Origin of the sequence: Cellvibrio sp. (genome assembly GCF_046347455.1) — a bacterium.
Taxonomy (GTDB): Bacteria; Pseudomonadota; Gammaproteobacteria; order Pseudomonadales; family Cellvibrionaceae; genus Cellvibrio.
Window position 1 is genome coordinate 88,887 of the sequence record NZ_JAXMGC010000007.1, and the last position, 18,876, is coordinate 107,762.

General features: G+C 45.7%; 18 protein-coding genes. 7 read left to right on the top strand and 11 right to left on the bottom strand.

The window, feature by feature from the left end:
• Positions 1 to 306 carry a DUF1244 domain-containing protein gene (locus tag U1F02_RS13345; protein ID WP_409991046.1) on the bottom strand — a complete coding sequence of 102 codons (306 nt, stop codon included), beginning with the start codon at positions 304 to 306 and terminating at the stop codon, positions 1 to 3.
• Positions 307 to 597: 291 nt separating this feature from the next.
• On the opposite strand from U1F02_RS13345, the gene motA reads away from it, so the two are divergent.
• The 4 genes from motA to U1F02_RS13365 all read left to right on the top strand — a co-directional run bounded on the left by motA (position 598) and on the right by U1F02_RS13365 (position 4,794).
• Positions 598 to 1,452: a flagellar motor stator protein MotA gene (gene motA, locus U1F02_RS13350; RefSeq protein WP_409990902.1), complete on the top strand. Its 855-nt coding sequence runs from the start codon at positions 598 to 600 to the stop codon at positions 1,450 to 1,452.
• 12 nt (positions 1,453 to 1,464) lie between these two features.
• Entirely contained in the window at positions 1,465 to 2,457 is a 993-nt protein-coding gene (gene motB, locus U1F02_RS13355) for a flagellar motor protein MotB (protein WP_409990903.1), read from the top strand.
• Between the two features lie 135 nt (positions 2,458 to 2,592).
• Positions 2,593 to 4,170, top strand: a complete 1,578-nt coding sequence (locus tag U1F02_RS13360; protein WP_409990904.1) for a peptide chain release factor 3 — start codon at positions 2,593 to 2,595, stop codon at positions 4,168 to 4,170.
• Between the two features lie 63 nt (positions 4,171 to 4,233).
• Complete coding sequence (locus U1F02_RS13365; protein WP_409990905.1) at positions 4,234 to 4,794, top strand: hypothetical protein; 561 nt, start codon at positions 4,234 to 4,236, stop codon at positions 4,792 to 4,794.
• Between the two features lie 81 nt (positions 4,795 to 4,875).
• Here U1F02_RS13365 and U1F02_RS13370 read toward each other — a convergent pair whose 3' ends face one another.
• A complete protein-coding gene (locus U1F02_RS13370) occupies positions 4,876 to 5,919 on the bottom strand; it encodes a TonB family protein (protein ID WP_409990906.1) in 1,044 nt (347 codons plus the stop codon).
• A gap of 368 nt (positions 5,920 to 6,287) precedes the next feature.
• Here U1F02_RS13370 and U1F02_RS13375 point away from each other — a divergent pair, with 368 nt between their 5' ends.
• On the top strand, positions 6,288 to 6,965 hold the full coding sequence (locus U1F02_RS13375; protein ID WP_409990907.1) for a cyclic nucleotide-binding domain-containing protein: 678 nt from the start codon (positions 6,288 to 6,290) through the stop codon (positions 6,963 to 6,965).
• 115 nt (positions 6,966 to 7,080) lie between these two features.
• The gene (locus U1F02_RS13380; RefSeq protein WP_409990908.1) at positions 7,081 to 7,749 is read left to right on the top strand and encodes a flagellar brake protein; all 669 of its coding nucleotides are present in this window, start codon (positions 7,081 to 7,083) and stop codon (positions 7,747 to 7,749) included.
• An 86-nt stretch (positions 7,750 to 7,835) separates the two neighbouring features.
• Here U1F02_RS13380 and U1F02_RS13385 read toward each other — a convergent pair whose 3' ends face one another.
• Positions 7,836 to 8,720: a hypothetical protein gene (locus tag U1F02_RS13385; protein ID WP_409990909.1), complete on the bottom strand. Its 885-nt coding sequence runs from the start codon at positions 8,718 to 8,720 to the stop codon at positions 7,836 to 7,838.
• A 593-nt stretch (positions 8,721 to 9,313) separates the two neighbouring features.
• On the opposite strand from U1F02_RS13385, the gene dinB reads away from it, so the two are divergent.
• Positions 9,314 to 10,372 carry a DNA polymerase IV gene (dinB, locus tag U1F02_RS13390; protein WP_409990910.1) on the top strand — a complete coding sequence of 353 codons (1,059 nt, stop codon included), beginning with the start codon at positions 9,314 to 9,316 and terminating at the stop codon, positions 10,370 to 10,372.
• A gap of 50 nt (positions 10,373 to 10,422) precedes the next feature.
• On the opposite strand, the gene U1F02_RS13395 is transcribed toward dinB, so the two are convergent.
• From U1F02_RS13395 to U1F02_RS13430, 8 genes are all read right to left on the bottom strand, one after another.
• Positions 10,423 to 10,947: an aminoacyl-tRNA deacylase gene (locus U1F02_RS13395; protein ID WP_409990911.1), complete on the bottom strand. Its 525-nt coding sequence runs from the start codon at positions 10,945 to 10,947 to the stop codon at positions 10,423 to 10,425.
• Between the two features lie 260 nt (positions 10,948 to 11,207).
• Positions 11,208 to 12,485, bottom strand: a complete 1,278-nt coding sequence (locus U1F02_RS13400; RefSeq protein ID WP_409990912.1) for an aminotransferase class I/II-fold pyridoxal phosphate-dependent enzyme — start codon at positions 12,483 to 12,485, stop codon at positions 11,208 to 11,210.
• A 184-nt stretch (positions 12,486 to 12,669) separates the two neighbouring features.
• A complete protein-coding gene (locus tag U1F02_RS13405; protein WP_409990913.1) occupies positions 12,670 to 14,625 on the bottom strand; it encodes a M48 family metallopeptidase in 1,956 nt (651 codons plus the stop codon).
• A gap of 112 nt (positions 14,626 to 14,737) precedes the next feature.
• Entirely contained in the window at positions 14,738 to 15,331 is a 594-nt protein-coding gene (locus tag U1F02_RS13410; protein WP_409990914.1) for a LemA family protein, read from the bottom strand.
• A 73-nt stretch (positions 15,332 to 15,404) separates the two neighbouring features.
• Positions 15,405 to 15,989 (bottom strand): BON domain-containing protein, encoded by a 585-nt coding sequence (locus U1F02_RS13415; protein WP_409990915.1) that lies wholly within the window; start codon positions 15,987 to 15,989, stop codon positions 15,405 to 15,407.
• A 2-nt stretch (positions 15,990 to 15,991) separates the two neighbouring features.
• Positions 15,992 to 16,567: an SIS domain-containing protein gene (locus tag U1F02_RS13420; protein ID WP_409990916.1), complete on the bottom strand. Its 576-nt coding sequence runs from the start codon at positions 16,565 to 16,567 to the stop codon at positions 15,992 to 15,994.
• Between the two features lie 13 nt (positions 16,568 to 16,580).
• Positions 16,581 to 16,943, bottom strand: a complete 363-nt coding sequence (locus tag U1F02_RS13425; RefSeq protein WP_409990917.1) for a YraN family protein — start codon at positions 16,941 to 16,943, stop codon at positions 16,581 to 16,583.
• Position 16,944: 1 nt separating this feature from the next.
• Positions 16,945 to 18,834, bottom strand: coding sequence for a penicillin-binding protein activator (locus tag U1F02_RS13430; protein ID WP_409990918.1), 1,890 nt, complete (start codon positions 18,832 to 18,834; stop codon positions 16,945 to 16,947).
• Positions 18,835 to 18,876 lie beyond the last annotated feature (42 nt).

Sequence of the window (18,876 nt, forward strand, 5' to 3'; positions counted from 1 at the left end):
CTATATTTTTTTCTTATCAAACTCTGCGAGTTGCTCTGGAGTTGCAGGCTTTTGATGTTTGTTTTTCCATTCTTCGTAAGGCATGCCGTAAATCCGCTCACGTGCATCTTCATACTCAAGTGCGATATTTTTTTCCTCTGCCGCTGCAACAAGCCACTTACTTAAACAGTTGCGACAAAAACCAGCCAAATTCATCAAATCAATGTTTTGTACATCCTTTCGTTGATCTAAATGCGCTATTAATTTGCGTAAAACTGCCGACTCCAACTCAGTTTGGGTCTTTGTATCCAGCTCGCTAATTTTCATGGAGGCTCCTATGTTGACGGAATAGCCTTGAATAATTCTCATAGAGCGCACATGCGGCGATCAAATGCGGCAAATTCAATCTCACGGGACACTATAAATTTTATTCTCCACAATGTCTCCGAGAAATGTGGGGTCAACTGTTTTGATGAAAAAACAAGCAGGGATTGCCGGCCGTTGGGTGGTATTCGGTGCCATTTGTTGGCGCCCAATTTTTTGCCTTGAACCTCAAAGGATACAACCTATACTCAAAGCGAACACACGCTGACACAGAATGACGACGGGAGTTTTTGCGTGAATATTATTTTGGGTATGATTGTTATTTTCGGTTGTATTTTGACCGGTTTTACCTTGGGTGGCGGCAAGGTGATGTCGTTGTTTCAGCCACTGGAAGTCTTGATTATCTGCGGCGCGTCACTAGGTGCGATGATTATCGGCAACCCTATCTCTGTAAGTATTGGTGTGGTGAAGTCTGCAGGCGCGCTTATGACGCCCTCCAAGTACAAAAAGCAGTTGTATCTGGATTTGCTAACGCTCCTGTACGATATTTTCAATAAAACGCGCCGTGAAGGCCTTATGGCGATTGAGGGGGATATCGAAGAACCCGAAAGTAGCCCAATTTTTTCCAACTACCCTTCCATACTCAAAGATCACCATGCGGTTGAGTTTATCTGCGACTACTTGCGGATTATGGTGGCGGGCAATATGGCTCCGCACGAACTTGAAGCGCTTATCGATCAGGAATTGGAGGGGCACCATCAAGAGCAAGCCTTGGTTCCTTCAGCTATCTCCGGCGCGGCGGACGGTTTGCCCGGGTTTGGTATTGTGGCAGCGGTACTGGGTATTGTGATTACCATGGGTAGCTTGGGCGGCCCTCCGGAAGAACTCGGTCATCACGTTGCGGCCGCTCTGGTGGGTACTCTGTTGGGTATTTTGTTTGCCTATGGATTTATTGCTCCCTTTTCTTCCTATCTGAATCATAAGAACCGCGACGAAGCGCACTTTTATTCATGCATCAAGGCTTGTTTAGTGGCATCCATGAACGGTGTGCCGCCACAGATCGCCGTTGAATTTGGCCGCAAGGTTTTGTACCACAGTGTTCGTCCCAGCTTTAAAGAGTTGGAAGAACAATATCGTGCTAAAAAATAAGGGTAACCAATAATGGAGAAGGGTGCCCAGCCGATAATCATCATTAAGAAAAAAGGTCACGGTCACGGTCATCATGGTGGTAGCTGGAAAGTAGCGCTCGCTGATTTTATGACGGCGATGATGGCCTTTTTTATGCTGATGTGGCTTTTAGGAAGTACGTCCAAAGAAGAACAAAAAGCCATTTCCGGATATTTCAATAATCCGGGAAGTGAATTTGCTATAGGCGAGGGTGGTGCAAACCCTGGCTTGGTCAGTGCCGAACAACCTCAAGCGGAGGCCCATTCGAAAGACCCCCAAACAGAGGATAAAAGCGATAAAGATAATGCGGAAGAAAACACTCAAACCCAAACTGCTGAACAGGTTTCTGAAGCAAAGCTAAAGAAAGAAATGGAGCGAATCGAAAAAGAACAGTTGGAAAAACTGCAAGAACAGGTGCAAGAAGAAATTAACAATGACCCGGTCTTTCAGCAAATGAAAGATCAGATCCTGATTGACCTTACCGCGCTGGGTTTGCGCATACAAATCGTGGATAAAGATCAGCGCCCCGGTTTTGATGTGGGCAGTGCGCGTATGAAACCCTATATTGAAGAGGTGCTCAAAGCGCTTGCCCCCTTGCTCGATAAGGTTCAAAACAAAATCAGCGTAACGGGTCACACGGATTCTACGTCATACGGCGCAGGGGCAACCTATACCAATTGGGAGTTGTCGGCAGATCGGGCCAATTCGGCGAGGCGCGCATTAATTCAGGGCGGCTTTCCAGATGCGAAAGTTGCTACCGTACAAGGTATGGGGTCGGCAGCTCCGCTTATTGCTGACAAGCCTGATGCTCCCATTAACCGGCGCATTGCGATTATCGTGTTGAAAAAAGCGGTTGCAGATGCCTTAAGCAATGGCGGTACCGGACTGGACTCGAATGACTTGTTGAAATCAACGGAGCCGGTGGAACCAGTGCAACGCATCATGACCCCGCGGGAAGTTGATGCAGCAATCGACGCAAAACGGTAACTAATCTCACTGACCCCCGTTAAATTTGTCTCGGGGGTCTCTTCCTCCCAGTTCAGGGTCTTCCGCAGTATTCGCCCCCTCTCGGTTGACTAGGCTATAATCGCCGCCTTTTCTCGACCTACCAAGCAGATCACCATGATTAATCTCAAAAACGAACTCGCGAAACGCCGCACCTTCGCCATTATCTCTCACCCAGACGCCGGTAAAACCACTGTCACCGAAAAGTTACTGCTGTGGGGGAATGCAATTCAGTTGGCGGGCTCCGTGAAGGGTAAGCGCGGGCCTCACGCGAAATCCGATTGGATGGCAATGGAACAAGAGCGCGGTATATCGGTGACCTCATCGGTAATGCAGTTCCCATACAAAGGGCGAGTTGTAAATTTGCTGGATACACCCGGTCACGAAGACTTCTCGGAAGACACATATCGCACACTTACTGCTGTCGATTCAGTGCTAATGATGATTGACGGCGCGAAAGGTGTTGAAGATCGCACGATCAAATTGATGGAAGTTTGTCGTCTGCGCGACACGCCGATTTTAACCTTCATCAATAAAATGGATCGTGAAAGTCGCGATACGGTTGAGTTGTTGGATGAAATTGAAAACGTTTTAAAAATTACCGCAGCGCCGATTAATTGGCCGCTTGGTAGCGGTAAAGAATTTGTCGGAGTTTATAATTTTTATACCGACATCATTCATGTGTATCAATCTGGCCAAGGCCACACGATTCCCGATGATATTCAAATTAAAGGCTTGGATAGCGAAGAGGCTACAAAGCTGCTGGGCTCTTACGCGTCTGATATACGCGAAGAAATTGAGTTTGTTCGTGGTGCTACTAACGAATTTAATCTAGAAGAATATTTGGCTGGTCGAATGACACCGGTATTTTTTGGTACTGCGTTGGGTAACTTCGGTGTACGCGAAATGTTGGATGGCTTCGTTGAATGGGCGCCCACTCCACGCAGTCGCGAAGCCAAAGACAGAATCGTGAGCGCGGATGAAGAAAAATTTAGCGGATTCATTTTTAAAATTCAGGCGAATATGGATCCCAAGCATCGCGACCGAATTGCTTTTATGCGTGTGTGTTCCGGTGTTTACCAGCAAGGCATGAAAATGAAACATGTGCGCATCGGCAAGGAGATTCGAATTGCTGATGCCGTAACTTTTATGGCGGGTGACCGTAGTGCTGTAGAGGAAGCGATCGCGGGCGATATTATTGGTCTGCATAACCACGGAACTATTCAGATTGGTGATACTTTCACAGAAGGCGAAGATCTCAAGTTCACTGGCATTCCACATTTCGCACCTGAATTGTTTCGTCGCATACGGTTGAAAGATCCGCTTAAGATGAAGCAGTTGCAAAAAGGTTTACAGCAATTATCCGAAGAGGGGTCAACACAAGTATTTTTTCCGGTTAACAACAACGACATAGTTGTAGGCGCTGTGGGGGTGTTGCAGTTTGAGGTTGTTGCTTATCGCCTGAAAGATGAGTACAAAGTTGAGGCTGTTTATGAGCCAGTCAACGTGACGACGGCGCGCTGGTGCGAATGCAAGGATCCCAAGAAACTGGAAGAGTTTAAACGTAAGTGTGCAGATAACCTTGCTGTAGATGGTGGCGGGCACCTGACCTATTTGGCACCGTCACGCGTAAATTTATCGCTAACGGAAGAGCGTCATCCTGACGTCGAGTTTAGAGCTACGCGCGAACACTAATCGATTTTTGATGCCAAAATGCAGTATGCTGAGTGAATCTACAATAAATATTTGAGGCTTTCAGTGACTCAAGCGAAGAATAATAATGATCTAGTCTGGGATTTAGATGCATTTAACCAGCGGCAACGCGCCATCGATTTTGTCATGGGGTTTGAGAACAAATTGTGTGTGTTCTCAAACTCAGTGGAGCAGCTTTACACTAACTACAATATTTTCTTCCCGCGTGAAGAAGCCCGCAAGCTGGTTATTCTTCCCAATCCTTATGCGCATCACGATACCTTTAACGGCATTCCTGAATCCGCTGTTACGGCTACTGGAATGGAAATCGTTCCCGGGATACTCAAAGGTAAGCAAAGTTTATTTTTACGTATTCCGTTTAAACAAGGCGCTATTAAAACAGTTCCGCTGCAAATGGGGCTACGCGTAGTGCAGCAACAGTGCCCACCGGAACGACCTTTTTTGCCAGTGCTAATGAAGGGAGACCTGCGCGAGCTTGATGCATCTATTCCATGCTTGCACTTACACCGAATTCATGTGAACCGTTTAATCTCTCATTCAACCTTGGATAAAAACGATATTGAGAAAGTTATTAAAAGGCGTCTAGCTGATTTGAGTTTGATTTGATTAAAGAAAATTTGCCGTACGCAGCTGCAAAAATAAATAAAGCCACACGAAGTGGCTTTATTTATTTTTAGGAGTTGAGCATCAGTTGTTTTGCAGTACAAATTTGATTGGAGCGGTAAATTCGAAAGTTGGGCCAGCAATTGCGTCTGGGACAGCAGGGTAAGGTGCAACTTTATTTACAGCCTCTAGAGCCGCTTCGTTAAGAGTCTCAAATTCAGAAGCTTGCACTACTGATGCGCTTACAATGTTGCCTTGACGGTTAATGGTAACAGCGACACGCACACTGCCCGTTTGGCCACGCTCAAGCGCTTTTTTAGGATAACGTACGCTCGCATAAATGCGTTTCAAGTTATCTGAGAGATAGAATTGGCGAGCCAAAAGATTTTGTGCAGTCAAAGCAGGTTTTTCATCTTCATCGTTAGCAGGTGTAGATGCAGCCTTCTGCGCAGCCAATTTGGCTGCTTCAAGCTTCGCGGCTTCGGCTTTTGCTTGCTCAGCTTTTTGCGCGGCCAAAAGTTTTGCATCCACCGATGAAGTTTGAGCACTCGACTTTGCTGCCGCTTCTTTTTCTTTTTCTGCAGCTAGTTCAGCAGCGGATTTTATTTTGCTCCAGCCTGCCACCTCAGTACTCCGCTCTTTGGATGGCTTGATTTTATCGTAACGACCCTTAAGTGCAGCATTCACATTGCCCGCTTTCAAAATATCGTCTTTGTATTCAGAGGAAAGTGGCACTTTGCCAATCCAAGTTCTAAGCAGCATACCGAAGAATTTGTCGCTGGCGATGTTGCCAAGTAGCGCATCGTTAATAGAAATGTTGACGCCTTTTCCCGGCTCAAAGGTGAAGGCAATTGTATCGTTTTGAACAAATCGGCCTTTAAATAACCCGTCAAACTTCACCATGTTGTCGGCTTGTTCAGTCAGCAACGAGGGCGTGTTATTGATCGCCATGCCTTCAATCCACCACCGGCTGAAGCGACGGGTTGTTACGCCCTCTGGGGCCACTATCTTGAGCTCCATGCGCATGGCTTGGTTGCTGGTTAGCAGTTTTTCAGCGTTATCGCTAAGAGTGCCGGCATAAAGCGCACCAATAAACTGCTCTTTACCCAGATCGACGTGAGTGGCCATACCGTTGAGCAAGGGTTCGGCGGCGAGACTAAGGGAACAATAACACGTGAGCAGAAAGCTTAAAAAAAAGTTGATGGCAGTTTTCAGGCGCATGGCGTACATACTCTCATTCTATTTATAGGTAAAGTGATTGGGTGAGATAAAATCCGTTTTAAACGCGTGCTCCAATTGGCAGAAGTATAATATATAAACTTGGATGTGGGACATTCTCTTTCACGTCGCCAACTTCCATTTCAAAGTGTCGTTTTTGAGTATAGGTCATATTTCTAGAACAAAAATAATAGTTAATTTGAAATCTGGCTGTTTACCAGCTAGTTTTTTTGTCAGAATAAGTGTTTCTTTCGTTTCTTTCTCTTCCAGGGTTCGACATGGAAATAAAACTGCTGTCTAAGTTGTCTCGCGATTACGTAGAGCAGCTTTTATCAGGCATTCCTTTTTTCAAGCTGGTTAAACAGCAGGATGCTTGGCAGTTTGAACTTCTGTTGCAGTCATCGCGCGTTGTTACCTATTCGCCGGGTGAAATCGTTCTTCAGCGGGGTGATTCTGATCATTGGCTATTTTTTTTGTTGAAGGGACGGCTAGCAGTTTACGCAGATGACCCGCTCAAAGGTGAACTGATAAATTACGTTACGCCGGGCGAAGTATTTGGTGATTTGGCTCAGCTAATGGGGCAACCTCGAACTGCTACAATAATTGCTGAGCCAAACGCAAAAGAATCCATGGTACTAGCAACCGACGCGTCTATCTTCGGTGATATCAACTCCTCTCGTCCTATTACGGTTCAAACTAAGTTGGCTTATTATCGTAATACTGTGCACAACCTGCGATGGAAGCTAGAGGTTTATCGTTCGCAGCACCTTCAACACCCTCTTGCAAATAAGCACCGTCAAGTGCGGCTCTACACGGGTGTTAAAGATACATTGGAAGAGCTAAAAGCTCTTTATGAACAGGCGCAAACCTTGGCTAGTCTTCTTTTAGAATGGAATAGTGAATTTGGGGCTTTGAACATTGAGTCCGCCAAAGAGCAAAATGCCTATAATGTATAAGTAATGAACCCGCGTGTTTCAGGCATTCACGTGTGCATTGGTCATTAACGAATATAATAAATACAGGCCTCTATATAGGCTCTTTCATCCGCGCTTTCTAATGGTTAATTGACCTATGAAATTCGAAGACATGAAATTAATTTATGGTTACCCCTTGCAGCTACAAGCGAATAATAGCGCGGGGCAACCTGAACGCTTCTCTTGCCGATTGATCGGGTGTTTGCCTGGTCGAAGCATTCTTCTGTCAGTTCCCAAGCTTGCCGGGAAATTAGTTCGTTTCCGTAATGGACAAAAACTAGTGGCTCGCTTAATGGTAGATAACGGTATTGGCATATTTGCCAGTGTTGTTGAAACGCAAACGGCGGATCCCTATCCGATTTTACATATTAGTTATCCTGATAGCGTGAGCTTTAAAGGCATTCGAGGTGCAACGCGAGTTGCTATTGATGAGCCCGTTAAGGTCATGAATCTGACAGTTATTAGTGACCGCGAAATAGACGGTAACGTGGTTGATGTAAGCGTTACCGGCGCCCGCATAGAGACGGCGATCGCTTTCGGTGAGATCGGTCATAAAATTCAAGTTACCATGAATGTTGCAGTGGCCAATATTCATAGAGATCTCGCGCTGGAGGGGATTATTCGTTCGCGTGGCGAGCCAGACCAACAGAGTTCGGGTAACCTTGTTGCTTATGGAATAGAGTTTATTGAGCCTGAAGAAGACAAGCGCTTGCTTTTATATGCTTTCGTATATGCGCAAATCGGAAGTGAAGAAGTAATAGGTTAGGTGTGCGGCGGTAGAAATTGGGCAATAAAAAAGGGTGCAAATGCACCCTTTTTTTGATCTTGATTTCTCAAGATCATTCTTTGCTATTAAGCGGCTGGAGCTGCAGCAACAGCTGCTTTTGGCTTACGGCCACGTTTTGCACCAGTAACTTTCTTCGCGGCTGGAGCTTTTTTAGCAGCTACTTTTTTAGCGGCTGGAGCTTTAGCTACTGCTTTTTTAGCTGCAGGAGCTTTCTTGGCAGCTGGCGCCTTTTTAGCAGCTGGAGCTTTTTTAGCTACTGCTTTCTTGGCTGGAGCTTTTTTAGCAGCTGCTTTTTTTGCTGCTGCTGCGGTTTTCTTAGCGGCAGCTTTTGCTTTAGCAGCAGCTTTTTTAGCAGCTACTTTAGCGCGCAAAGCAGCTTTTTTGTCAGCAGCTTTTTTCTTAGCAGCAGCTTTCTTAGCAGCAGCTTTAGCTTTCAAAGCTTGCTTTTTAGCAGCAGCTTTAGCTTTTACAGCAGCTTTCTTAGCGGCCAGTTTAGCTTTAGCTGCGGCTTTCTTAGCAGCTACTTTGTTTTTAGCAGCAACTTTCTTAGCGGCAGCTTTAGCGCGTTTAGCAACAGCAGCTTCAGCTTTAGCAACAGCCTTCTCGTGAGCTGCAGCAACTTTGTTAGCAGCTTTAATAGCAGCAACTTCTTTCTTGGCAGTTGCTACAGCAGCTTTAGCAGCATCAGCAGCTTTCTTAGCAGATGCAACGTCAGCTTTAGCAGCAGCAGTCAATTTTGCGTTTTTCTTCTTAGCGGCAGCAGCCAACTTGCTTTGGGCAGCCTTAAGTGCTGCACCAGCTTTGGTAGCTTCTTTTACAAGACCAGCGATAGCTTTTTGAGCATCAGCAGCTTGAGCGGCGCGAGCCTTTGCCAATTGAGTTTTAAGGGCAGCGAGTTGTTGTTCTAGACCCGCAACTGGATTAACGGCAGATTGTTTACGTGCAGCCATAGTGTGTGCTTCCTGTAAATATTCGATTAGACGAAAAATGGATAAAAAGTTACAACATGTATAAATTAAAACTTTATTGAAAAATATCAAGTTTTTTAATGCGTTTTTAATCAAAAAACGCATTTTTTTTGCAAAAAAGTCAAAAAAAATCTGCTTAGGAGTTTATAAACGCGAATTTTTTCCCTTTTCTTGATTTTCAAACGATTTGAAAATTAATTCTTCGCACTAAATTTTATTGGTGTAATTCTCTTTTTCGAGTCCTTCAAAAACCCGTTAATGACCTTTTTAGGATTTTAAAATACCTTTGTTAGGTCGCGTTAAAAGATGGCTCCAAAGATTTTAAAACCGTAATTTTTCGTATTTGTTTTTCCCTTCCGACCTTTAGAAAGGTTCGTAAATCCATTCCAAATGAGTTTGCCTGGATTCGCATTGACCGTCTTTAAAACCTTTTTTTGTCGCTGCGAAATTTTCCATGAGGGTTTCTTTGCGGTTTTATTTTTTATTATGCAATCGAAATTAAGACGCTAATTGATAGTTTTATTGTATGCATATACAGTATCGGTGTTGGTTTAGTTTCTTGTTGGAATAGTTTTGTGAAAAAAATCATTCATTGCGATGCCGATTGTTTTTACGCAGCAGTTGAAATGCGCGATGACCCATCGTTGCGCTCTCGACCTATTGCGGTTGGAGGTAGTTCAGAGCATCGCGGTGTTATTTCAACGTGCAATTACGAAGCGCGTCGGTTTGGTGTTCGTTCCGCAATGTCATCTGCGGTCGCTAAAAAGCTTTGTCCTGATTTGATCATCGTACCGCATCGTATGGAGGCTTATCGGGAAGCGTCTGTAAGTATGCGACACATTTTTTATGAATATACCGAGTTGGTAGAACCGCTTTCGCTCGATGAGGCTTACCTCGATGTCACTAATAGCGATTACTGTGAAGGTAGTGCAACACGTATTGCGGAACAGATTCGCCAGCGCATTTATGACGAAATAAAGTTAAGCGTTTCAGCCGGCGTTGCGCCGAATAAGTTTTTAGCCAAAGTGGCGAGTGATTGGAACAAGCCAAATGGTTTATGCGTGATAACCCCCAAAGACGTAGACAATTTTGTATTGCAGCTCCCAGTTGGAAAAATTTTTGGTGTGGGGAAGGCAACAAATAACCGTCTAGCAGACATTAATATAAAAACCTGCGCGGACCTGCGCCGCTTTAGTATTTTCGAGTTAAAACAGCGTTTCGGTCAGCTTGGTGTGCGCTTATATGAGTTGTGCCGTGGTATAGATAACCGAGAGGTTACGCCTTCGCGCCGGCGAAAATCTTTGAGCGTAGAAAATACCTACCCGCAAGATTTACCCAATTTACAAGCTTGCCTTAATCGCTTACCGGAACTCTTACAACAGTTAGCAAGTCGGCTAAGACGGTTGGATGAGGATTACTTGGTAGTGAAACTCTTTGTCAAAATTAAATTCGCCGATTTTACGCAAACAACTATCGAGCGAGGAGGGTCGAATCTGGTTGCTACGGAATTTCAAAGCTTATGTTGCGATGCGTACGTTCGAAAAGAATTGCCGGTTCGATTGTTGGGTGTTGGTGTTCGGTTTGTTGATTTGCGAGAAGACCAACCCTTTTACCAGTTGGATATGTTCAGTTGAGAGCGTTAGTGATGTGGGGGAGAAAATTTACACATCCGTGTGATGAGAGCTTAAATAGATTCGTAGGTATTGCGTACATGAACGGGGGCTTGATAGTGCCGATGACGGCTTGCACTGAAATGGTCATGGAGCGTATTGCGCATAAGTTTTGAAAACTCGGGCTGCTTGATGCAAATCAAGTGGCGATGATCGCCTGCTTCCATGTAAATGACGTCGTTATCCATCAGCTCATCATCCCAGATCACATCTAAGCCATAGGCTTTACCAACAACGGGTATAGCGCCGGCTTCGCAATCTTTAAAAAACTGCACGAGTTCATCTTCTTCAACGAGGTGCATGTGGCGGTCGAATATTTGGTTGAGGGTGTGGCGAAGGATTTTATGGCTGGAAGGGAGAACGCAAAGTGTGTAATGAAAATCTTCGTCTCTTAACAAGACTCCTTTAGCGAGGGAGTGATTGTCTATCTTGGCAACTTGAGCTGTGTTAAACGAACCCTCCGCATAGGCGTGCTCTAAGAGCGAATACTCGATTTTGTTAGCCGTTAAATATTTTTCTATGTTTCTCGCGACACCCATAAGTCAACACTCCAAAAAAGTGAACGTATTATTTAAGTGGCGTTACTAAGCTTTGTTTGGCTTGCTCTTAGAGTATAAGAATGGATTTGCGAGTGCGTTGGAAAGTTTTTGTCGCAAATGTATTAAATCTAGATGTTTTGGTTATCAGTCTTACCTTAATGGTGTTTGACTGATTAAGCGTTGTGTAAGCGTCCCTCTGAAAAAGCAAAAGGCCTCCAGGTGTTAACCGGGAGGCCTTTTGCTTTTAGTCATTGAAATAATTACGCGAGAGCTGCGATTTCTTGTCTTACTGACGCCAGTTTTACACAGGTCACGAATACTTTCATGGCTTCCACCACTTCTGGCACCGTTGGAACTGATGGGGCGATACGGATATTGCGATCTTCAGGATCTTTACCGTAGGGGTAGGTTGCGCCCGCTGGTGTCAACTTAACACCTGCTTCCGCCGCTAAACGAACAGTCTCCTTCGCGCACCCTTTACGGGTATCAAAAGATACAAAGTAACCGCCTACGGGCTTTTCCCAAGATCCCATATCGGTGCCTTCAAAGGCATCGGAAAGGGCCGAAAGAACAGCTTCAAAGCGTGGGTTGAGCAATTCAGCATGCTTTTTCATGTGCGCCATAAGCGCAGCGCGGTCTGGCAAAAAGCGGGTGTGGCGAATTTGGTTAACTTTGTCTGGGCCGATAGTTTGGGCGCCCAGCGCCTTTTTGAAGCCAGCCAAGTTAGCCGCGCTCGCCGCTACGAATGCAACGCCTGCACCTGCTTGAGTGATTTTAGAGGTGGACGCGAATTGGATAACCGAATCTTCAGTACCGTTGCGACGAGTTGCTTCAAGAATGCTGGCCAATTGCGGCGCGTTATCGACGAGGTCATGTACCGAGTAAGCGTTGTCCCAGAATACGCGGAAGTTAGCGCTGGCGATTTTGCCCAATTTTGAAATGCGGTCTACGGTCTCATCGCTGTAAACAACGCCTGTTGGGTTGGAGTATTTAGGTACGCACCACATGCCTTTGATGGAACTGTCGGCTTTGATCATGGCTTCAACGGCATCCATATCCGGGCCGGTCGAGGTCATAGGTACGGTGACCATTTTGATGCCGAGTTGCTCGCAAATGGTGAAGTGGCGGTCGTAGCCGGGAACGGGGCAGAGGAATTTCACTTCACCTTCGTTTTTCCAAGCGCTTGCCGCATCTTTTAAACCGAACAGGTAAGCGGTAGATGCAACTTGGAACATGAGCGTCAAGCTGCTGCTGCCGCCGACAAGTACGTTGGCTGCATCAACACCCATGATATTTGCGCCCAATTGTTTGGCTTCGGGCAAACCATCTAAACCACCGTAGTTACGCGTGTCGGTACCGTCAGCAGCAATGTAGTTGCCTTTGAGAATGCCGTCGAGCGCATCTGACAGATCCAATTGATCTGATGATGGCTTGCCGCGCGTTAAATCGAGGTTCAATTTTTTGCTGAGAATAGCTTGGTATTCTGCGGCGAGTTGGCTTTCTAATTGACGCAATTGCGTTGCTTGATCCGGTTGCACTGTAAGTCACCTCAAAAATGGTTGGCGATTTGCGGAGAGTAAATCGAAAGGTTGGGGCGGTTGATAACCTAGCTTTTAACAGAAGGCCTAGCTTTAATAAACCGCCTGGCTGTTAACAAACGGCGCGCATTATAACCGCTAGACGCCGTTGAATTGTAGCTTTCGGTGGGACTCTTGCAAAAAACTAAGGCTTGGAAATGATGAGCGGTGGCACTGGGCAATCCAAGGCATCGGCAATGGCGCGGAATAATTCGGCTTCCACAGCGGTAATTTCCTGATCGGCAAGAATGCACTGGCTGATGGCTTTTAACAGCTTGGGCTTTTGCAGCGGTTTGACATGATTAAGGCGGTTAATCGCCAAGTCTAAATCCATCATGTTGTATTCGCTTTCGTCGGCCAACTGTGCGTCATCTAAATTGATAATGGATTTGCAGCTATTAAACGCTGCTTGCGCATTGGCTTTGTTGTTGGCTCCTGCATTAGCGATAACGGAGAGCAGGGTGCGAGCTTCATTTTTTAGTTGTGCTAAATCCGCCAAGCGATGATTGCCGCGTTTCGGCTCCAAATTGTGCGTGATGATTTTGAAAAACGACCATTCAATTAAATCTATATGTTCATCGGTATGAATAAGTCGCGCCATAGCAGAACGGAAAACTTCATATTGTTGCACTGACAAAGTCTTTAAGGTTGGAAGACTAAGCTCTAATAGTGGCAAGCGTAAATTCGCATCTAATAAAGAAGCTTGAAGCGAAAGAGGTTTAATCGTTTGGATTTGGATTTCAGAAAATAATGCGCTGAGTGCATCCCATTGAAGGTCTTGCTTCTCCGGGTTCTTATCCAACAACAAACCCAGCATAAGGGCTTGTGCGTCCCAAGGATTATGAGCTGCATTACGCAGTTGTTCACTAATTGCATTCAAGGTTTGGTGCGCATAAGCAAGATGCGATTTGTTGGGTTGCCCGATGGTTTGCAGTACTTGATCAACCGTAGCAACAAATGCGGTTGCCGTTTTTGGGGTGCTGAATTCAAGTGGCGAATAATCAATATCTGTGTCTGAAAGTCTTCCTTCTTTTATATAGGTATTTTCATTCTCTTCATAAACATCAATATGAGCGAAGTTTCCGTCCCAGCGCGGATCAATTTTTTTAATGCGCTCGCTAAGAGGTGGATGCGTTGCAAAAGCAGAAAACAAACCGTGAGCACCTTCGCCAAAAAACATATGGCTGTATTCAGATGCGTTAGCTACATCCATTTGCGAGCCGCCCACATAGCCGCCCAATTTCTTTAGAGCTCCACCAATACCATCGGGATTGCGTGTGAACTTCACCGCAGAAGCATCAGCGAGGAATTCACGTTGGCGACTAACAGCGGCTTTGATTAATGAGCCAAAGAAAGTGCCCGCGTAACCAATAATCATTAAACCCAAACCAATGCCCATTAAGGCAAAAGGGGATTTATCTTTGCTCGAACGAAAGGCGGTGCGCTGGTTCGAACTGCGCAAAATGAATTCACCGATCAAGCCTATGAGAAGAATCCCGTTGAGCAATGCCACTAAACGCATATTCATTTTCATGTCGCCGTGGAAAATATGGCTGAACTCGTGGGCGATAACACCTTGAAGTTCATCGCGATTCAGCTGGCGAATGCAGCCGCGCGTTACGCCGATGACTGCATCTTGTGGTGTATGGCCGGCGGCGAAGGCATTAATCGCCTCATCTTCTATCAAATAAACGGGCGGAACCGGTGTGCCTGATGCAATGGCCATTTCTTCCACCACATTTAGAATTTTCTTTTCATCAAGATTAGCGTTATGAAGTGTAATCGGGCGGCCGCCGAGCGATTCTGCTACTGCGCGGCCACCGGCTGAAAGTTCATATAACTTATATAAGCTGCCTAAAACGATAACCGAGCAAACTCCCAAGCTAATGCCGCCCAACATTTTCCAGCTCATGGTTTGCGTAATGCCCTGCCACAATCCGATGTTATTTAAATAGTGGCGACTGTTGGCTTCCATATAATAAAGAACGGTTGCGCAGAAAAATGTGGTTACGGCAATCAACGAAATAACTGCAAGGCACAACAAAACGATCAGTCGTTTGGTGTTGCGATAGGCAATATCTTGGTGTTCAAAAAAGTTCATAGAAACTCTACTGAAAAGAATCAGAAACAGCAGTCAAAGAAAATCGTGGGCTAAAAAAGGTCAGCAGAAATAAAAAAGGCCATCTCATGATAGCCTCTTTCTTTTATTGCTATTAAAAGCTGACTTTGGGAGCCGCTTGAATTTCTTTAGAGTCTTCAAACACCAAGAGTGTTGCATCTTGGCTGTGGCCAAAGGATGCAGCGAAAAACACCGGCGGGAAGCTTTGCTTGTAAGTGTTGTACGCGGTTACTGCATCGTTAAACGCTTGGCGTGCAAAAGAGACTTTGTTCTCGGTGCTAGTGAGTTCTTCAGAAAGCTGCATCATATTTTGAGATGCTTTTAAATCCGGATAGGCTTCCATCACAACACTCAGGCGGCTCATTGCATTGGTTAACATGCTCTCTGCACCTGCCAAATCTTTCATGGCAGCAGCATTGCTGGGGTCAGCGGCGGCGGCTTGTAACCCACCTACCGCTTTGTTGCGGGCGCTAATCACGGCTTCCAATGTATCGCGTTCATGGGCGAGGTAGCCTTTTGCGGTTTCAACCAAGTTTGGAATTAGGTCGTAACGGCGTTTGAGTTGCACTTCTATTTGAGAGAACGCATTTTGATAGCGGTTTCTGAGTGCAACCAATTGATTGAAGATGCCAATAACGTAAAAAACAATAAGCGCTAAAACGACCAAAATAATAATGAATGCGACCATGATGGATTCCTGTGTGCGTGTGTTTTGCTAAGACTGTTCTTGGATCGATAAATTTTGGATCAATAGATTATTGTTAATCGACATACTCAAACACTTTTACGACTTTTTGCACGTCTGCTGTGTGGCTCACCATATTCACGATACGGTCTGCTTCGGCGCGCGTAACAATTCCCATTAAAAATACCGCTTGGTTTTCCGTTACAAAATGCACTCGGCGGCTTTCGGTTTCGCTATCTGCCAAGAGTTGTGCTTTTATCTTGGTGCTAATCCAAGTGTCTTTAGCGCGCGCAGCAAAGTCTGTTGGTCCACCGACGACTAATTCATTGTGGATTTCGCGTACGGGATTCAGTTTATAGACTGTATTGGCAACCAGATTGCGCAAATCATCACTCGGTACTTGGCCGGTGAGAAGCACAATGCCGTTGAAGCTATCGATATTGATATGAGCATTTTCCAGTTGTGGATCTGCTTTCTTTATATTGACCTTGGCAGCCGTTTCAATTTCATTGTCATTCAGCTTGGCACCCATGGTGCGTTCATTCGCTTTCATTTCAATGGGTTTGCTGGTTGTTGCATTGATTACTTCGGCGCAGCCGTTGAGTAGCAGGCTGCCGCATAGGGTAAGACTTAACACAGCGATACGATGAGAAACTTTCATAATCAAAATCCACCAAACAGTTGTTGATCTATCAAATCGCACACGCAAAAAAGTGTGAGTAAATGTACTTCGTGAATACGGTGTTTGGCCGTAACAGGCACGCGAAGTTCAATATCTTGTGCATCTAATAACGCCGCTACATCACCGCCATCGCGGCCGGTAAGGGCAATCACTTGCATTTGTTTGTCGTGAGCGGCGCTAATGGCCTGTAACAAATTACTCGCGGTGCCCGTAGTCGTTACCAATAATAGAACATCGCCGGGGTTGCCCAAGGTTCTAATTTGTTTGGCGTAGATATCATTGGTATTCGAGTTGTCAGCATTGCTGATGATATCTGTACCTAAGCTGATTGCCGGCAAACTTGGGCGTTCTTGTTCGAGGCTGTTCATCAAGTTGGCGGTAAATATATGCGCGTGAGCAGCCGAAATACCGTTGCCGCAGGTTAATACTTTCTTCTCATTGAGCAAGGCTTCAACTATGCATTGACTTGCATGTGCAATAAGCGGCGCTAATTGCTCGCCCGCTTGCATTTTGGCTTCGATACTTTCGTGAAAAAGCGTAATGACTCGTTGATCCATTGTTTAAGGCTCGTTAGACGGAAAAAGCGTCTTTTATCCAATCGGGTTCGCCATTGTTACCAAAGGCGACGACATCAAAGCGACAATTTGCTTTATCGGTTAATTGGTGTTGCTGTAAATAATATTGCGCTGTGTTGATTATTTTTTGTTGTTTACGAATGGTAACGCTTTCGGCGGCATTGGCAAATCCTTGATGCGAGCGCAGGCGAACCTCAACAAAAACCAGTGTGTCTTTGTGTTGCATTATGAGGTCTATCTCACCCAGCTTGCAGCGGTAATTTCGCTCGCGTTTTACCAATCCCTGTTTTACCAAAAAAACTTCCGCCTTTGCTTCTGCATCAGCGCCACTATTTTTGTCGGAAGAGGCAAAAAACATCTTATTCGTTGGTGTCCGAGGTGTCGGTATCAACAACAGTGGCTACCGGTTCTGCCAAACCATTGTTGAAACGTGCCCACATTTGCTCGCGTTCAATGCGTCCATCGGGCATAAGTTGCAATGAACCAGTTGCACCGTAAAGTTTCATTTGTGGTGCTTGCTTTAATTGCGGTAAACGCGAGTAAAGATTAAAGGCGTCTGCACCCAGTGCATGTAGGCGACCATAGACAGCAGCGGATTTGGTGGTTTGTGCGATCGATTTTTTGGCTGGGTTTTCGGTATCAAATACCCACGGCAAGGTATTAAAAATAACGCCATTTAAGTCCTCGTTACGAATGGCATCTACATCGCCAGAATAAATGCTGCTGGTTGCAAACACGGGGATATTATTGGCGTATTGGAAGACGAGCGTAGGTTTAATTTGGCGGCCTTGATCGGGTGTTACAGCCATAAAAATCATATTCACGTCCGCACGGCGGCGCGGTGTGAATTCGAGTTTTGTTCCCAACTGTTGCTGCAACAAGGTGGCGCGCGCTTGGCTTTCATCGAGCAACATTAAATGGCGAAAGCTTTCCGAAAATTTATCTTGCGATGCAAAAAGGCTTTTTCCAATTAAGCTTCCCCCTAATTTTTGCCATTCCGCTGCAAAAGCTTGCGCGCTGCGCTCGCTAATGTCTTGCGCGGTGTACACGATGAGCGCATTTTTAAAACCATCTTGGATGCCCTGACGAGCAGCTTGGCGAGCTTCATCTTCTACGGCTAAACCAAATTGATAAAAATTGGGTAGTGGTTGCCCGGGTTGTTGATCGGGATAGTTCAAGCTGAGCAAAGGAACGCGCAGCGATTTCATTTGGCTGATAATGTTGACGTTATCTTTATCGATGGGACCAATGATCAGATCTGCACCGTCGTCTACTGCTTGCTGATAAGCGGCAGCAATATCTTTGCTGGAATCGTAGCGACGAACGCTGGGTAAATTCGCATTGTCGATATGCTGATAATAAGCCGCAAAAAAGCCATCACTCACCGCTGTTCCGGCTTCCGCTAAGCGGCCTTGCAAAGGTAAAAGCAGCGCAATTTTTTTCGGTTGTTGGTTATTGATTGATTGGAGTGCGCGCAAATCTTTGGGCAAATTTGCAGCGGCCGGGTGAGAGCGCCATTGCTTTTGCCACTGCGAAAGTGCTGCAAGCTGCGCGCTAATATCTTGGGTATTATTTTTACTTAATGCCGCCAAACTGTACCAGCCCTGAGTAATTCCACCGCTGCCTTTCGCTGCATTAGCTTGCAATTCTGTGAGTGGCAGCATCATTAAGGAGTGCCAGATTGCTTCTTGGTTAGCGTTCATTGCGTGAGCGTCGGCAATCACTGCGGATGCGATAATTCGTTCAGCGATGCTGTCTTGCAATTGTCCGTTACGCTCAAACATTTGTGCGCGCAAGTCACGCAAGGCTGCCTCTTGAGCAGGTTCCAAGGCTTTTAACTGTTGTTCCAATCGAGTGTTGGTTAGAATGCGCCGTGCTCGATCAAGATCGCCTTCTTTTAAAGCTAAGCCCGCTGATGCTTGGCTAAAAGCAACAAAATTGGGCTCCGAAAGCTGTGCGACATTAAGTTCGCCAATAATATTGCGTGCTTTATCGAACGAATTTTGCGCCACATAAATCTCAGCGGCTTGTAACAATAAGGATTCACGTTCGGGTGATTTTTTTTGTTGCGCACGCGCTACTAATTCTTTTGGGTCAGCGCTTGGGGAAATGGCTTTTGTAGCAGGTTGCGTATCTGCCTTTACGACTGGGGCGGCTTCATTGGTTTTAACACGAGCGTTTCCGCCACAGCTGCACAACGCCAACGCAAGCAGCGATATTAAAACACCTTGTGAAGGTCGGTTTAGCATGGATAACAACTCCTGACACACAACAAAAATACTTGGCAAATT

What these genes read in the sequence shown, in the direction of transcription:
- U1F02_RS13425 (WP_409990917.1), bottom strand. Translation starts at nt 16,943, where the DNA reads ATGTTTTTTGCCTCTTCCGACAAAAATAGTGGCGCTGATGCAGAAGCA.
- U1F02_RS13405 (WP_409990913.1), bottom strand. Translation starts at nt 14,625, where the DNA reads ATGAACTTTTTTGAACACCAAGATATTGCCTATCGCAACACCAAACGA.
- U1F02_RS13430 (WP_409990918.1), bottom strand. Translation starts at nt 18,834, where the DNA reads ATGCTAAACCGACCTTCACAAGGTGTTTTAATATCGCTGCTTGCGTTG.
- U1F02_RS13420 (WP_409990916.1), bottom strand. Translation starts at nt 16,567, where the DNA reads ATGGATCAACGAGTCATTACGCTTTTTCACGAAAGTATCGAAGCCAAA.
- U1F02_RS13410 (WP_409990914.1), bottom strand. Translation starts at nt 15,331, where the DNA reads ATGGTCGCATTCATTATTATTTTGGTCGTTTTAGCGCTTATTGTTTTT.
- U1F02_RS13345 (WP_409991046.1), bottom strand. Translation starts at nt 306, where the DNA reads ATGAAAATTAGCGAGCTGGATACAAAGACCCAAACTGAGTTGGAGTCG.
- motB (WP_409990903.1), top strand. Translation starts at nt 1,465, where the DNA reads ATGGAGAAGGGTGCCCAGCCGATAATCATCATTAAGAAAAAAGGTCAC.
- U1F02_RS13415 (WP_409990915.1), bottom strand. Translation starts at nt 15,989, where the DNA reads ATGAAAGTTTCTCATCGTATCGCTGTGTTAAGTCTTACCCTATGCGGC.
- U1F02_RS13380 (WP_409990908.1), top strand. Translation starts at nt 7,081, where the DNA reads ATGAAATTCGAAGACATGAAATTAATTTATGGTTACCCCTTGCAGCTA.
- U1F02_RS13385 (WP_409990909.1), bottom strand. Translation starts at nt 8,720, where the DNA reads ATGGCTGCACGTAAACAATCTGCCGTTAATCCAGTTGCGGGTCTAGAA.
- U1F02_RS13395 (WP_409990911.1), bottom strand. Translation starts at nt 10,947, where the DNA reads ATGGGTGTCGCGAGAAACATAGAAAAATATTTAACGGCTAACAAAATC.
- U1F02_RS13360 (WP_409990904.1), top strand. Translation starts at nt 2,593, where the DNA reads ATGATTAATCTCAAAAACGAACTCGCGAAACGCCGCACCTTCGCCATT.
- U1F02_RS13375 (WP_409990907.1), top strand. Translation starts at nt 6,288, where the DNA reads ATGGAAATAAAACTGCTGTCTAAGTTGTCTCGCGATTACGTAGAGCAG.
- U1F02_RS13370 (WP_409990906.1), bottom strand. Translation starts at nt 5,919, where the DNA reads ATGGCCACTCACGTCGATCTGGGTAAAGAGCAGTTTATTGGTGCGCTT.